Source organism: Streptomyces justiciae (genome assembly GCF_015163075.1).
Lineage (GTDB): Bacteria > Actinomycetota > Actinomycetes > Streptomycetales > Streptomycetaceae > Streptomyces > Streptomyces justiciae.
In genome coordinates, this window is sequence record NZ_JADDXU010000022.1 from 93,379 (window position 1) to 105,119 (window position 11,741).

Annotated in this window: 14 protein-coding genes, 1 tRNA gene and 1 riboswitch; of the genes, 3 read left to right on the top strand and 12 right to left on the bottom strand. The window is 70.8% G+C overall.

Annotation, left to right across the window (positions count from 1 at the left end):
- Positions 1-3: 3 nt before the first annotated feature.
- The 9 genes from IQ210_RS40525 to IQ210_RS48365 all read right to left on the bottom strand — a co-directional run bounded on the left by IQ210_RS40525 (position 4) and on the right by IQ210_RS48365 (position 6,633).
- Entirely contained in the window at positions 4-1,209 is a 1,206-nt protein-coding gene (locus IQ210_RS40525) for an LLM class flavin-dependent oxidoreductase (protein ID WP_194084293.1), read from the bottom strand.
- A gap of 80 nt (positions 1,210-1,289) precedes the next feature.
- Positions 1,290-1,433, bottom strand: a complete 144-nt coding sequence (locus IQ210_RS48560) for a putative leader peptide (RefSeq protein WP_407699742.1) — start codon at positions 1,431-1,433, stop codon at positions 1,290-1,292.
- A gap of 11 nt (positions 1,434-1,444) precedes the next feature.
- Positions 1,445-2,164, bottom strand: coding sequence for a GNAT family N-acetyltransferase (locus tag IQ210_RS40530; RefSeq protein WP_322657971.1), 720 nt, complete (start codon positions 2,162-2,164; stop codon positions 1,445-1,447).
- Between the two features lie 24 nt (positions 2,165-2,188).
- Positions 2,189-3,211 carry an ABC transporter substrate-binding protein gene (locus IQ210_RS40535; RefSeq protein ID WP_194084294.1) on the bottom strand — a complete coding sequence of 341 codons (1,023 nt, stop codon included), beginning with the start codon at positions 3,209-3,211 and terminating at the stop codon, positions 2,189-2,191.
- A 50-nt stretch (positions 3,212-3,261) separates the two neighbouring features.
- Positions 3,262-4,047 (bottom strand): amino acid ABC transporter ATP-binding protein, encoded by a 786-nt coding sequence (locus tag IQ210_RS40540; RefSeq protein WP_194084295.1) that lies wholly within the window; start codon positions 4,045-4,047, stop codon positions 3,262-3,264.
- Positions 4,044-5,030, bottom strand: a complete 987-nt coding sequence (locus IQ210_RS40545) for an amino acid ABC transporter permease (protein ID WP_194084296.1) — start codon at positions 5,028-5,030, stop codon at positions 4,044-4,046. The genes IQ210_RS40540 and IQ210_RS40545 overlap by 4 nt, the downstream gene beginning before the upstream one ends.
- Positions 5,031-5,196: 166 nt before the next feature.
- The gene (locus IQ210_RS40550; protein WP_159059550.1) at positions 5,197-5,346 is read right to left on the bottom strand and encodes a hypothetical protein; all 150 of its coding nucleotides are present in this window, start codon (positions 5,344-5,346) and stop codon (positions 5,197-5,199) included.
- Between the two features lie 31 nt (positions 5,347-5,377).
- Positions 5,378-5,486: riboswitch (SAM riboswitch) on the bottom strand.
- Positions 5,487-5,525: 39 nt separating this feature from the next.
- The gene (locus tag IQ210_RS40555; RefSeq protein ID WP_194084297.1) at positions 5,526-6,392 is read right to left on the bottom strand and encodes a glutathione S-transferase C-terminal domain-containing protein; all 867 of its coding nucleotides are present in this window, start codon (positions 6,390-6,392) and stop codon (positions 5,526-5,528) included.
- A 118-nt stretch (positions 6,393-6,510) separates the two neighbouring features.
- Positions 6,511-6,633 (bottom strand): putative leader peptide, encoded by a 123-nt coding sequence (locus IQ210_RS48365; RefSeq protein ID WP_322657975.1) that lies wholly within the window; start codon positions 6,631-6,633, stop codon positions 6,511-6,513.
- A gap of 140 nt (positions 6,634-6,773) precedes the next feature.
- Between IQ210_RS48365 and IQ210_RS40560 the strand changes: the two genes are divergently transcribed.
- Positions 6,774-7,061 carry a DUF1905 domain-containing protein gene (locus IQ210_RS40560; RefSeq protein WP_194084298.1) on the top strand — a complete coding sequence of 96 codons (288 nt, stop codon included), beginning with the start codon at positions 6,774-6,776 and terminating at the stop codon, positions 7,059-7,061.
- Positions 7,062-7,073: 12 nt separating this feature from the next.
- On the opposite strand, the gene IQ210_RS40565 is transcribed toward IQ210_RS40560, so the two are convergent.
- On the bottom strand, positions 7,074-7,937 hold the full coding sequence (locus tag IQ210_RS40565) for an LLM class flavin-dependent oxidoreductase (protein WP_194084299.1): 864 nt from the start codon (positions 7,935-7,937) through the stop codon (positions 7,074-7,076).
- 221 nt (positions 7,938-8,158) lie between these two features.
- Between IQ210_RS40565 and IQ210_RS40570 the strand changes: the two genes are divergently transcribed.
- On the top strand, positions 8,159-9,274 hold the full coding sequence (locus IQ210_RS40570) for a chitinase (RefSeq protein ID WP_194084300.1): 1,116 nt from the start codon (positions 8,159-8,161) through the stop codon (positions 9,272-9,274).
- Between the two features lie 15 nt (positions 9,275-9,289).
- Positions 9,290-10,048, top strand: a complete 759-nt coding sequence (locus tag IQ210_RS40575) for an NPP1 family protein (protein WP_194084301.1) — start codon at positions 9,290-9,292, stop codon at positions 10,046-10,048.
- A gap of 53 nt (positions 10,049-10,101) precedes the next feature.
- On the opposite strand, the gene IQ210_RS40580 is transcribed toward IQ210_RS40575, so the two are convergent.
- Both IQ210_RS40580 and IQ210_RS40585 read right to left on the bottom strand, forming a co-directional pair.
- Positions 10,102-10,175, bottom strand: a tRNA-Pro gene (locus IQ210_RS40580).
- Between the two features lie 81 nt (positions 10,176-10,256).
- Positions 10,257-11,684, bottom strand: a complete 1,428-nt coding sequence (locus IQ210_RS40585) for an MFS transporter (RefSeq protein ID WP_194084302.1) — start codon at positions 11,682-11,684, stop codon at positions 10,257-10,259.
- Between the last annotated feature and the right edge of the window lie 57 nt (positions 11,685-11,741).

The window sequence follows — 11,741 nt, forward strand, 5'->3', positions numbered from 1 at the left end:
GTCTCAGGCGGCGTAGCGGTTGGCGGGGCGGGCGAGGCCCAGCAGTCCGCGCAGGGTGTCGGCCTCGTAGGCCTGCCGGAAGGCGTCACGGCGCTGGAGTTCGGGGACCAGGCCACGGGTGATCGCGGGGAGGTCGTGGCCGAGGACGGCGGGGCGGAGGCGGAAGCCGGTGAGTCCGGCCGACTGGAACTCCTGGAGCAGGTCGGCGAGTTGGGCGGGGGTTCCGGCGAAGATCCGCGCGTCGCTCTCGTACGGCTCCCTCGCCGCCTCGTCGAGGCGTTCCCGGCGGGCCGTGGCCGCCGCGGGGTCGTCGTCGAGGAAGACCACCAAGTCGCCGAAGACATGCACGGGTTGGCCGGCGCGGCCCGCCCCCTCCCGCTCGGCGCGGCCCGCTGTCTCCTGTTCGGCGCGGATCTCCGCGACGATCTGACGGGCGTGCTCGGCGTCGCGCGGGGTGACGTATCCGACGTCGGCCTGGCGGGCCACCAGCCGGTACGGGACGGTCTGGTGGGCGAGGGCCGTGACGAGGGGCTGGCCCTGCGGCGGGCGCGGGGTGATGGACGGGCCCTTGACGCTGAAGTGGCGGCCCTCGAAGTCGATGTAGTGGAGCTTGTCGCGGTCGATGAAGCGGCCGGTGGCGGCGTCCCGGATCTCGGCGTCGTCCTCCCAGCTGTCCCAGAGCCGGCGGACCACCTCGACGTAGTCGGCGGCCTCGTCGAAGAGGTCGGTCACCACCGGGCTGTCGTAGGACTCGATGCGCGGGATCGTGCGGCGTCCGAAGTGGTCGGCCTCGTTGGGGCGGGCGCTGATCTGGACGCGGACGCCGGCGCGGCCGGTGCTGACGTAGTCCAGCGTCGCGATGGCCTTGGAGAGGTGGAAGGGCTCGGTGTGCGTGACGACGGCGGTCGGGACCAGGCCGATGTGCCGGGTCAGCGGGGCGATGCGGGCGGCGAGGAGCACGGCGTCGAGGCGGCCGCGGACCTGGTCGGTGCGGTCGTCCGGGGCCAGGTGGTGGGAGGACTGGAGGCCGAGGCCGTCCTCGAAGGTGACGAAGTCGAGCAGTCCGCGCTCGGCCTCGGCGACCAGGTCGGCCCAGTGGGCGGCGGTGAACAGGTCCCGGGGACGGGCGACCGGCTCACGCCAGGAGGCGGGGTGCCAGCCGGTGCCGTCGAGGGCGACGGCGAGATGCAGCGGGGAAGAAGGGGACACGAGGGGTGCCTTCCTGGAGATCCGTACGAGAACACCGGCCCAGGGCGTACGGCGCTCAGGGCACGGCGGCGGAGAGACGGTCAGGGGCGACAGAGAGAGCCGGCGACGCGCTGCAGATCGATGTGCGGCCGGGAGTGGAGGCGGATGCGGCGGCGGGGGTTCAGGGCACGGGGGCGGCGGACCGTGTGTCGCACGGGCCCACCTCCGGTCGCCGCAGAGCGCATCTCGTCGTGAGTCACAACGCCCCGCGGCGCGGATCTGTTCCTGGTGAGCGCACCTGGAGGATGGTCGAACGACGGCGGAGCGTGAAGCCGATCGACTCGTACAGCCGGACAGCGGACGCGTTGTTCGCGGCGGCGTGCAGGAACGGGGTCTCCCCGCGTTCCCTGATGCCCGCGGCGACCGCGCGGACCAGCCGGGTGCCGAGGCCGCGGCCGCGGTGGTCGGGGTCGGTGCAGACGGCGCTGATCTCGGTCCAGCCGGGCAGGTGGAGCCGTTCCCCGGCCAGGGCGATGAGCTGGCCGCGGTGGCGGATGCCGAGGTAGGTGCCGAGGTGGACGGTGCGGGCGAGGTAGGGGCCGGGTCTGGTGCGGGCGACGAGGTCGAGGATGTCGGGGACGTCGTCCGGGCCCAGTCGTACGGCTTCGGGGGCGGGTTCGGCCCGCAGCCCGGTGTCGACGAGCTGGACGCCCTGGCCGCCGCCGACGACGTCCCACCCGTCGGGCACGGTCTCGACGCCCTTGACCTTGGCGGTGGTCCCCGGGCCGAGCAGCGCGTGCAGGTCGGCCCAGGCGGCCGGGTCCGCCGGGTCGGCGAGCGCGGCGAACGCGTACACGTCCGCCGGGTAGCGCGCCGCTCGGCCCACCCGTTCGGCGAACCCGGCGTGCGGGCCGTCGAGCGCGGCCCACACGGGGTTGTCCAACAGGCTTGTGCCCAGGGCGGTCTGGTGGACCACGATGGCCTTTCTCTCAGCGGGTGATCAGGAGTTGGTGAGCGGCAGCCCGGGCGGGTTGACCTCGGACTTGGCGACGGCCTCGCCGGAGAGGTTCCAGGCCTTGAGCCACTTCGCGTACTGCCCGTTGTCGATCAGGTGGTTGATCGCGGCGGCCAGCGGCTTGGCGAGGCCGCTGTCCTTCTTGGCGGTCGCGGCGATCAGGCCCTGGAGGGTCTCACCGGCGCCGGAGAACTGGCCCGCGATACGGGTCGCCTGGGGTGTCTTCGCGGTCTGCGTGGTGTGGTACGAGAGGTTCGGGCTGGGGCCGAAGTAGGCGTCGATCTTGCCGCTGTTGAGGGCCAGGTAGAGGCTGTTGGTCTCCTGGAAGTACTTGACCGTGAGCTTCTTGCCCTCCTTCGCCAGCTTGGCCTTCCACTCCAGGAGGATCTTCTCCTGGTTGGTGCCGTTGCCGACGGAGACGGTCTTGCCGGCGAGGTTCTCGTAGTTGTTGTCGAAGTTCCAGGTGTTGTCCTTCTTCACCTCGAACGCGAGGTCGTCCTTGCGGTAGGAGGCGAACTCGTACTTCTGCTTGCGCTCCTCGGTGTCGGTGACGTTGGAGAAGGCGACGTCGACCTTGCCGCTGTCGAGGCCGATGAAGAGGTTCTCCCAAGTGGAGCGCTGCACCTCGGGCTTGAGGCCGAGGACGGCGGAGACCAGTCGGGCGAGGTCGATCTCGGAGCCGGTGAGCGTCTTCTGGTCGCTGCCGACGAAGCCGAGCGGCGGGGCCCCGGAGGGCAGGGTGCCGGAGCCGATGACCAGCTTGCCGCTCTTCTTGATGTCGGCGGGGAGCAGGGCACTGATGGACTTCACCTCGGAGACCTTCAACTCGGTCTCGGTGGCCGCGCCGTTGGACAGCCGGCCCACGGTCACCGTGCCGGCGGCGTCGTCGGTCCGGGTGGCGGCGTCGCTGTCGCCCCCGCAGGCGGCGAGCCCGGTGGCGAGGGTGGCGACGGCGGTGGCCGCGGTGAGGCCTCGTATCAGGCTGCGTCGGGTGAGGTGCGTGCGCATGGCTGTCCTTTGTCGGTTGTGATGGGAAAGCGGGGAAGGGAGAAGGAAGTTCAGAGGACCTTGCTGAGGAAGTCCCGGGTCCGTTCGTGCCGTGGCTTGTCCAGCACCTCGGAGGGCGGGCCCTGTTCGACGATCTTTCCGCCGTCGATGAAGACGACCCGGTCGGCGATCTCGCGGGCGAACCCGATCTCGTGGGTGACGATCACCAGGGTGGTGCCGCTCTTCGCCAAGTCCTTGATGACGGCCAGGACTTCACCCACCAGCTCCGGGTCGAGGGCGGAGGTGGGTTCGTCGAAGAGGATGACGCCGGGCCGCAGCGCGAGGGCGCGGGCGATGGCGACGCGCTGCTGCTGTCCGCCGGACAACTGCCGCGGGTAGGCGGTCTCCTTGTCGGCGAGGCCCACCCGGTCCAGGAGTTCACGGGCGAGCTTGTGGGCCTCGTCCCGGTCGAGCTTGCCGGTCGCCACCGGGGCCGCGGCGACGTTCTCCAGCACGGTCAGGTGCGGGAAGAGGTTGAAGTTCTGGAAGACGAACCCGATGTTGCTGCGCTGGGCCAGGATGGCCCGCTCGCTGAGCTCCTTGAGGTGGTCGCCCTGCTTGCGTACGCCGATGAGTTCGCCGTTGACGCTGACGTACCCGATCTCGGGCTTCTCCAGGTGGTTGACGACCCGGAGCAGGGTGGACTTGCCGGAGCCGGACGGGCCGAGGATGACGGTGACCTCGCCGGCCCGGACGGTCAGGTCGACGCCGTCCAGGACCCGGTGGGAGCCGTACCACTTGTGCACGTCGTGGACCTCGACGGCGGCGGGCACGATCTGGAGGGTCTCGGTGCTCATACGGCGGCCTCCCTGCGGACGCGGTCGCGCAGGTCGCTCACCGCGGTGCGCAGCTTCTGCAGCGGGGTCGGCGGCAGGGTGCGGGTGGCGCCCCGGGCGAAGTACCGCTCGACGTAGAACTGGACGACGGAGACGACGGTGGTCAGGATCAGGTACCAGACGGTGACGACCAGGAGCAGCGGCACGATGTCGCCGGGGTAGGTGGCGCCCATCGTCTGGGCGGCGCCGAACAGGTCGAGCAGCGACACGTAGAACACCAGCGAGGTGGCCTTGACCAGGTCGATGAGCTGGTTGACGTAGTTCGGCGTGATGGAGCGCAGGGCCTGCGGGAAGACGACCTTGCGGAACTGATAGCCCTTGGGCAGTCCGAGTGCGGCGGCCGCCTCGTGCTGGCCCTGGTCGACGGAGAGGATGCCGCCGCGGACCGCCTCGGCCGCGTACGCCGCCTGGTTGAGGCTCAGGCCGACGACGGCGACCACGATGTCGGTGGCGAGCCGGGACTCGTCGAAGGTGAAGAACGCCGGCCCGAAGGGGACGCCCACGCTGAGCGTCTGGTAGAGGGCGCTGAAGTTGTAGAGGAAGAGCAGGATGACGATCAGCGGGATGGAGCGGAACGTCCAGATGTAGATCCAGCTGACCGCCCGCAGGACGGGGCTCTTCGAGAGCCTCGCCAGGGCGAGCAGGATGCCGCCGAGGAGGCCCAGCACCGCGCTGTAGGCGGTGACTTCGAGCGTGACGAGCAGTCCGTCGAGGATCGTCGGCCGCAGGAACCAGTAGCCGAACCGGTCCCACTGGTAGAAGGGGTTGGTCACCAGGCCGTGCACGAACTGGGCCGCGAGGACCAGGACGACGGCGGTGGCGATCCACCGGCCGGGGCGGCGCAGCGGAAGAACTCGCTGTGCGGCGAGGGGCTTTGACGGGGCGTCGGTGGCGGACGGCGGTGCCTCGGTGAGGGACACGGCGGCGCCTGGGGGTTCGCTCATGGAGAGGCTCCGGCGGGAGTCGGATTCCCCGGGTACGGCGAACGAGGCGTGCTACGACCGTGAGGGGCGTGACACACGAGGACGCACGGGCACCGGGGCTTGGCGGACAACGGCACACCGCGAGGGCGGTGTTCGTCTTCGGGGCGGGGCTGCGGAGGTGGAGAGGTCAGCCCCGACAGCGGGCGCGGCCCGGTGCGGTACACAGTGCGCTGTTCACGCGGAGCAGATCGACGGCCCGGTCGGCGACGAGCAGGTCCACGTACGGCAGTACGCAGCCGTGGGAGCGGCGCGGGGCCGTCCTGGGAGCTGCGTACATGTCCGTCACCGTGTTCTTCCGGCCCGTCGGGCCCTCGCGCTTACCGATATGTCGTCGGTCCGGTCGTCACCTGGGGCACCCCACCGCGGAGCGAGGGTTGCCGGTCAGCAAGCCAGGGCTTTTCGCTGACACTCATGACCGTTCTGGGGCGTAAGTTAAGACACGCGCCCGAACGGATGTCAACGCCGTTCCACCACGTGGGCGGTGTGCGCGGCCCAGTCCAGGATCTGTACGGCCGACCCGGCGGCCTCCAGGCCACGACAGCGGGCGTGGTGGCGGCGGGCGATGCCGTCGAGGTCCAGGTGGGTGCCGAAGGCGGGGTGGGCGGCCAACCGGCGGGCGTACGCCCACAGTTCGGGATGGCCGGCGATCCGCTGCACGGCGGAGGCATCCAGGTGATGACGGTGCACGGTGTCGAGCTGGACGAGCGTGACCCACAACTCGACGTCGGCTGCCGTGATCTGATCGCGGATCAGGTACTCGCGTCCGACGAGCCAGCGCTCCAGCGCGCCGAGGGTCTCCAGCAGCTTGTCGAGCGCGGCCGTGTCACCGCCGGCCGATCCGGCGAGCTGCGCGGCGCGCTCGATGCCGTCGGCACACAGCCGCTCCACGGCTTCGGTCTCCGACTCCGAGCCGCACGGGTACAGCGCCGCACGTCCGCCGCCGAAGTGCCGGGCCAGGTCGCGGGTGATATCCGGGGCGTGGGTGCTGACGATGCGGCCCGACCAGTCGTCGCTCAGGACCGGCCCGGCGGCCGCCCCGGTGTAGCGGTGCGCGCTCGCCTCGTACAGCGGGCGCAGCGCGGAGTGTCCACCGTCGGGACAGTCGGGGACGGCGTCCAGGAAGGTCACGGGACAGGCCTCGGCGAGGCCGAGCAGGCTGTGCACGACGGCGATGCGCAGGCCGTCGGGACATGACGTCGACAGATGGAGCCGGTAGCGGCGCGGCACGGCGTAGTGCCCGCTGCGCGCGTCCCGGCCGATCCGGCCCCGGAACGCGGGGGCGGGCTGCGTGGTCGGGACGGGGGCGAGCGGTGTGACGGACATGGGTCTCCCCGGGGGTGGGCGCGCGGACGTACGCGCGGCGGAAGCAACGTCGGGCCAGAAGGAGGGGGCGTGCCGGTGCCCGGAGGCACGGCGGACGCGACAGGGAACGGCGACCGGGTCAGGCGTGTGCGCCGATGGCGCTGCAGACCCGCTGGAGGTCGATGTGCCGGCGGGAGGTGAGCAGAGGCGACGGCCAAGACGTACGGCTCACTCGGCCGACGGCCGGTTCAAGGCGCCTCATGTTTCCCTACCTGTTCACTAGGATTCCCATCTGGAGTGTCGATCGGCCGCCGCGTGACGTCAAGAGGGCGTCCACAGGCCGGTCACCGACCGGTGAAGGTCCCGTCCGAGGGCGCCCGGGGTCCCGTACGCTGACGCCTCATGGAACTCGTCTTCACCGGCCGGGTGATCGAATGGCGCGGCCCGGCGCCGTACTACTTCGTCCCCGTGCCCGACGAGGAGTCCGCCGACATCCGTGAGGTGGCGACGGCGGCCTCGTACGGCTGGGGGGTGATCCCGGTCGAGGCGAGCATCGACGGGACCGCCTTCACCACGTCCCTCTTCCCCAAGGACGGCCGCTATCTGCTGCCGCTGAAGGCCGCCGTCCGGGGGCCGCGGAGCCTGACGACCGACGACGACGTGACCGTCCGGATGACTGTCGTCCTGTGAGTCCGGAACAGCTCACGCGACGGCTTCGGCCAGCAGGTCGATCTGGTCCAGGCCCGATCCGGTCGGTACGAAGATGAGCTCGTCGCAGCCGGCCGCCTGGAACGCGGCGACGTACTGGGCGACCATCTCGGCGCTCACCGCCGCACTCCCCGCGATCTGTTGGGCGAAGTCGCCCAGGAAGCCGTAGTAGTCGAGCAGATAGCCGTCCGCCTGGGCGCGGGCGTCGGGGCCCAGGCCGAAGTACGCCAGGGACAGCTTGCGCGGTGAACCCGCCCGGCCCGCCTTCTGCCAGGCCGCGTCGACGCCGGCCGCGGCCTCGGCGAACATGTCCGGCGTGCCGCCGCCCATGATCCAGCCGTCCGCGAACTCGGCGACCCGCCGGAAACTGGCCTCGGTCCCGCCGCCGAGGATCAGCTCGGGGCCGCCCTCGCGCACCGGCCGCGGCCCGATCGCCCCGGCGAACCCGCGCTCCTCCCCCGCCCAGACGCGCTTCAACTCACCGAGCTGTTCCTCGAATCGGCGCCCTCGGCCCTTGGTGGACAGTCCGCTGGCCTCGTAGTCGTCGTCCCGTCCGCCCAGTCCGAGGCCGAGGACGAACCGGCCCCCCGATATCCGTTCCAGCGAGGCCGCCTGCTTCGCGAGCAGCGCGGGGTTCGTGTACAGCGGCGTGAGCAGCACGCTGGTCGTCAGCCGGATGCGGCTGGTCACCGCGGCGGCGGCCGTGAGGGCGATCAGCTCCTCGTAACCGCCGTACACCAGGCGCCCGATGGTGCCGAGGGTGCTGAACCCGGCGCCCTCCGCGCGCTTCGCCCAGTCGAGGAGGGTCTGTGCCTCGGTGCCGGGCACCGTGTTGGGAAGGCCGATCCCGATGTCCATCTGCGCTCCGTTCCATGCATGGGGAACACACAGTCGCCGCCATCATGCCTCCGATCGGGGCAATTCGACCGGCCGGGGTCGCCAAAGGATCGGCAACTCCCTTCCCTCAAGGCTTACTTCACCCCTTGACGGAAATGGTCCAGACCTTTAGGTTCCGGGTCAGCAACGCCCCGTGTGACGCCCGCTCACCCCCCGACACCCCCCTCAGGAGCGTCCCCACCATGCCCTTCTCCCTTCGCGCGGCCCGACTCCCGGTCCTCGCCGCGCTGTTCGCCGTCCTCACCGCACTGCTGACCGTGACCCCGGCGCACGCCGCCAGCGGCTCGATATCCGGGCTCGCGGGCAAGTGCGTCGACGTCGCGGGCGCGAGTGCCGCGAACGGCACCGCCGTACAGCTCTACGACTGCAACGGCACCGGCGCCCAGATCTGGTCCAACTCCGGTGACGGCACGCTCCGGGCGCTCGGCAAGTGTCTGGACGTCGTCGACCGCAGCACCGCCGACGGGGCCGCCGTCCAGCTGTGGGACTGCTCCGGCGGCGCCAACCAGCAGTGGGTGGTCACCGCGGCCCGCGACATCGTCAACCCCGCCGCGAACAAGTGCCTGGACGTCCGCGACAACAACAGCGCCAACGGCACCCGACTGCAGATCTGGACCTGCGCCGGTACGGCCAACCAGAAGTGGAACGCGCCCGCGAGCGGCGGCGGCACCACCCCGTCCGGGTTCGTGGTGTCCGAGGCGCAGTTCAACCAGATGTTCCCGAACCGGAATTCGTTCTACACCTACAGCGGTCTGGTCGCGGCGCTGAGCTCCTACCCGGGCTTCGCCAACACCGGCAGCGACACCGTGAAGAAGCAGGAGGCAGCCGCCTTCCTCGCCAACGTCAACCACGAGACCGGCGGCCTGGTGTACGTCGTCGAGCAGAACACCGCCAACTACCCCCACTACTGCGACTGGAGCCAGTCGTACGGCTGCCCGGCCGGCCAGGCCGCCTACTACGGTCGCGGTCCCATCCAGCTCAGCTGGAACTTCAACTACAAGGCGGCCGGGGACGCGTTGGGCCTGGATCTCCTCAACAACCCCTGGCTGGTGCAGAACGACGCGTCCGTGGCCTGGCGGACCGGCCTGTGGTACTGGAACACCCAGACCGGCCCCGGCACCATGCCCCCGCACAACGCCATGGTCAACCAGGCCGGCTTCGGCCAGACGATCCGCTCCATCAACGGCTCCCTGGAGTGCGACGGCAGGAACCCGGCGCAGGTGCAGAGCCGCGTCGACGCCTACAACCGGTTCACCTCGATCCTCGGCGTCGCGCCGGGCGGCAACCTCTACTGCTGACAAGGAGCCGCTGTCATGCCCAAGTTGAGACCGCTCGCCTCGGCACTCCTCGCCGCCCTGGCCCTCGTCGTCGCCGTGCCCACGTCCGCCCAGGCGAACGTCCTGACCCTGCTCCCGCAGAACGCCGACGGCCTGGAGCAGACCTTCTCCCCGGCCTACGACTACGACGGCGACGGCTGCTACGCCACCGCCGCCATCGGTGCCGACGGCACCCTCAACCCCGGTCTGAAGCTGGGCGGTGACGTCAACGGCCACTGCCACGACTACGCCCAGCTCGCCAACGCCAACACCTACTCGCGCGCGAAGTGCAACAACGGCTGGTGCGCGGTGATGTACGCCAGCTACTTCGAGAAGGACCAGGCCACCCTCGGCCCGGCGGCCATCGGGCACCGGCACGACTGGGAACACGTCGTGGTGTGGATCAGCGGCGACCAGGTCCAGTACGTGTCCGTCTCCCAGCACAGCGGCTACCAGGTGGCGGCCCGCTCGTCGGTCCGCTTCGACGGCACCCATCCGAAGATCGTCTACCACAAGGACGGCGTATCGACGCACTGCTTCCGCTTCGCCAACAGCAATGACGAGCCACCGGAGAACGTCACGGGCGGCTGGTTCTTCCCCCGCCTCGTCGGCTGGAACGGCTACCCGGCCGGCTACCGCGACAAGCTCCTGGGCGCGGACTTCGGCTCGGCCACCCTCAAGATCGACGACGGCGACTTCCAGTACGCCCTCGGGCTCGCGAAGCCCTCCGGCATCCCCTTCGACCCGAACGCGTGAGACATGCGGAAGGGGCCCCGCGAGCTTTCGCCCGCGGGGCCCCTTCCCTGCCGTCGGGACGACAGGATTTGAACCTGCGACCCCTTGACCCCCAGTCAAGTGCGCTACCAAGCTGCGCCACGTCCCGGCCGCGATCGCCACGGTTGTGCCGTGTGAACGCGCAGGTAAACCCTACCTTACGCGCGCGGCCGGCCCGACTGGCGGGACGTCAGCCCCGGGTGGCGACGGTCTCCCGGCGGGCCGGGGTGTCCACGGTGACCTGACGCACTGCCCGCCGGACGGGGACGAGCAGCGCGGCCAGGGACGCCGCGAGCAACAGCAGCGCCAGCAGCGTGAAGCCGTGGGTGTATCCGGACTCGTACGGCAGACCGGAGGGCTGGAGGTGTCCGGTGACCAGGACGCTGGTGACGGCGGCGCCGATGGAGCCGCCGATGGTGCGGATGTTGGCGTTCATGCCGGTCGCGGCGCCTGTCTGGTCGGCCGGGACGCTGCCCACGATCAGGTTGGCCATGGAGGCGAAGGCGAGGCCGATCCCGAGGCCGAACAGCCCGGAGACGAGGGCGACCTGCCACTGCTCGTCGTGCCACAGGGCGAGCAGACCGACGGCCGCCGCACCGAGCGCGGCGCCCGTCACCAGCAGCGTCTTCGCCCCGAGCACCGGCTCCAGACGGCCGCCGAGCACACCGGAGAGGAACATCGCCACCAGCATCGGCAGCATCAGGAGCCCGGCCGCGGTGACGCTCGCGCCGAATCCGTACCCGGCCGCCTTCGGCGTCTGGACGAAGCCCGGCAGGAACGACCACAGCGCGTACATGCCCGCGCCGAACAGCAGCGCCACGGTGTTCGTGGTCCACACGGCGGGCAGGCGCATCACCCGCAGATCGATGAGCGGGGTACGGGAGCGGGCCTCGGAGTACAGCCACAGCGCGAACAGGACGACGGCCAGGGCGAACAGACCGAGCACTCGGGCCGATCCCCATCCCCAGACGGCCGCCTGGCTGAGCGGCAGCAGCAGCGCGACCAGCCAGGCCGACAGCAGCCCGGCACCGAGCCAATTGACGCTGCCCTCGGCCCGGTTGGGCGACTCGGGCACATACCGTACGGCGATGAGCGTGGCGACCGCGACGACGCCGACCGGGATCCAGAACAGCCAGCGGAAGTCGAGCGCGGAGACGATCGGCCCGGCGGCGACGATGCCGACGCCACCGCCGGCGGCGATCACGGCGGACAGGTTGCTGATGCTCTTGCTCACCTGGGAAGCGGCGAACTCGTCCCGGATGATGCCGAAGGACAGCGGGAACAGGGCGCCGCCGACACCCTGGACGACCCGGGCGATGATCAGGACGCCGATGTTCGGCGCCAGCGCGGCGAGCAGACAGCCGACGGCCACCGTCACCAGGACGGCGACGAGGGTGCGCTTCTTGCCGATCAGATCGCCCACGCGGCCGAGGATCGGGGTGAAGATCGACGCGGACAGCAGGTACGCCGTCATCACCCAGGTCGCGGTGGACTGCGAGGTGTGCAGGGCGTGCTGGACGGTCGGCAGGGCCGGTGCGATCAGCGACTGGAGCATGGCGAACACGCCGGCACCGGTCGCGAGGACCGCGAAGGTGAGGCGGGTGGAATTGCGGGGCATGGAGAAGCCTCTCCGAGCACGAGGTGCGGCCGGAGCCTCTTGGGAGCGGTCGCGGAA

What these genes read in the sequence shown, in the direction of transcription:
- IQ210_RS48560 (WP_407699742.1), bottom strand. Translation starts at nt 1,433, where the DNA reads ATGCGCTCTGCGGCGACCGGAGGTGGGCCCGTGCGACACACGGTCCGC.
- IQ210_RS40535 (WP_194084294.1), bottom strand. Translation starts at nt 3,211, where the DNA reads ATGCGCACGCACCTCACCCGACGCAGCCTGATACGAGGCCTCACCGCG.
- IQ210_RS40540 (WP_194084295.1), bottom strand. Translation starts at nt 4,047, where the DNA reads ATGAGCACCGAGACCCTCCAGATCGTGCCCGCCGCCGTCGAGGTCCAC.
- IQ210_RS40545 (WP_194084296.1), bottom strand. Translation starts at nt 5,030, where the DNA reads ATGAGCGAACCCCCAGGCGCCGCCGTGTCCCTCACCGAGGCACCGCCG.
- IQ210_RS40550 (WP_159059550.1), bottom strand. Translation starts at nt 5,346, where the DNA reads ATGTACGCAGCTCCCAGGACGGCCCCGCGCCGCTCCCACGGCTGCGTA.
- IQ210_RS40555 (WP_194084297.1), bottom strand. Translation starts at nt 6,392, where the DNA reads ATGTCCGTCACACCGCTCGCCCCCGTCCCGACCACGCAGCCCGCCCCC.
- IQ210_RS48365 (WP_322657975.1), bottom strand. Translation starts at nt 6,633, where the DNA reads ATGAGGCGCCTTGAACCGGCCGTCGGCCGAGTGAGCCGTACGTCTTGG.
- IQ210_RS40560 (WP_194084298.1), top strand. Translation starts at nt 6,774, where the DNA reads ATGGAACTCGTCTTCACCGGCCGGGTGATCGAATGGCGCGGCCCGGCG.
- IQ210_RS40565 (WP_194084299.1), bottom strand. Translation starts at nt 7,937, where the DNA reads ATGGACATCGGGATCGGCCTTCCCAACACGGTGCCCGGCACCGAGGCA.
- IQ210_RS40570 (WP_194084300.1), top strand. Translation starts at nt 8,159, where the DNA reads ATGCCCTTCTCCCTTCGCGCGGCCCGACTCCCGGTCCTCGCCGCGCTG.
- IQ210_RS40575 (WP_194084301.1), top strand. Translation starts at nt 9,290, where the DNA reads ATGCCCAAGTTGAGACCGCTCGCCTCGGCACTCCTCGCCGCCCTGGCC.
- IQ210_RS40585 (WP_194084302.1), bottom strand. Translation starts at nt 11,684, where the DNA reads ATGCCCCGCAATTCCACCCGCCTCACCTTCGCGGTCCTCGCGACCGGT.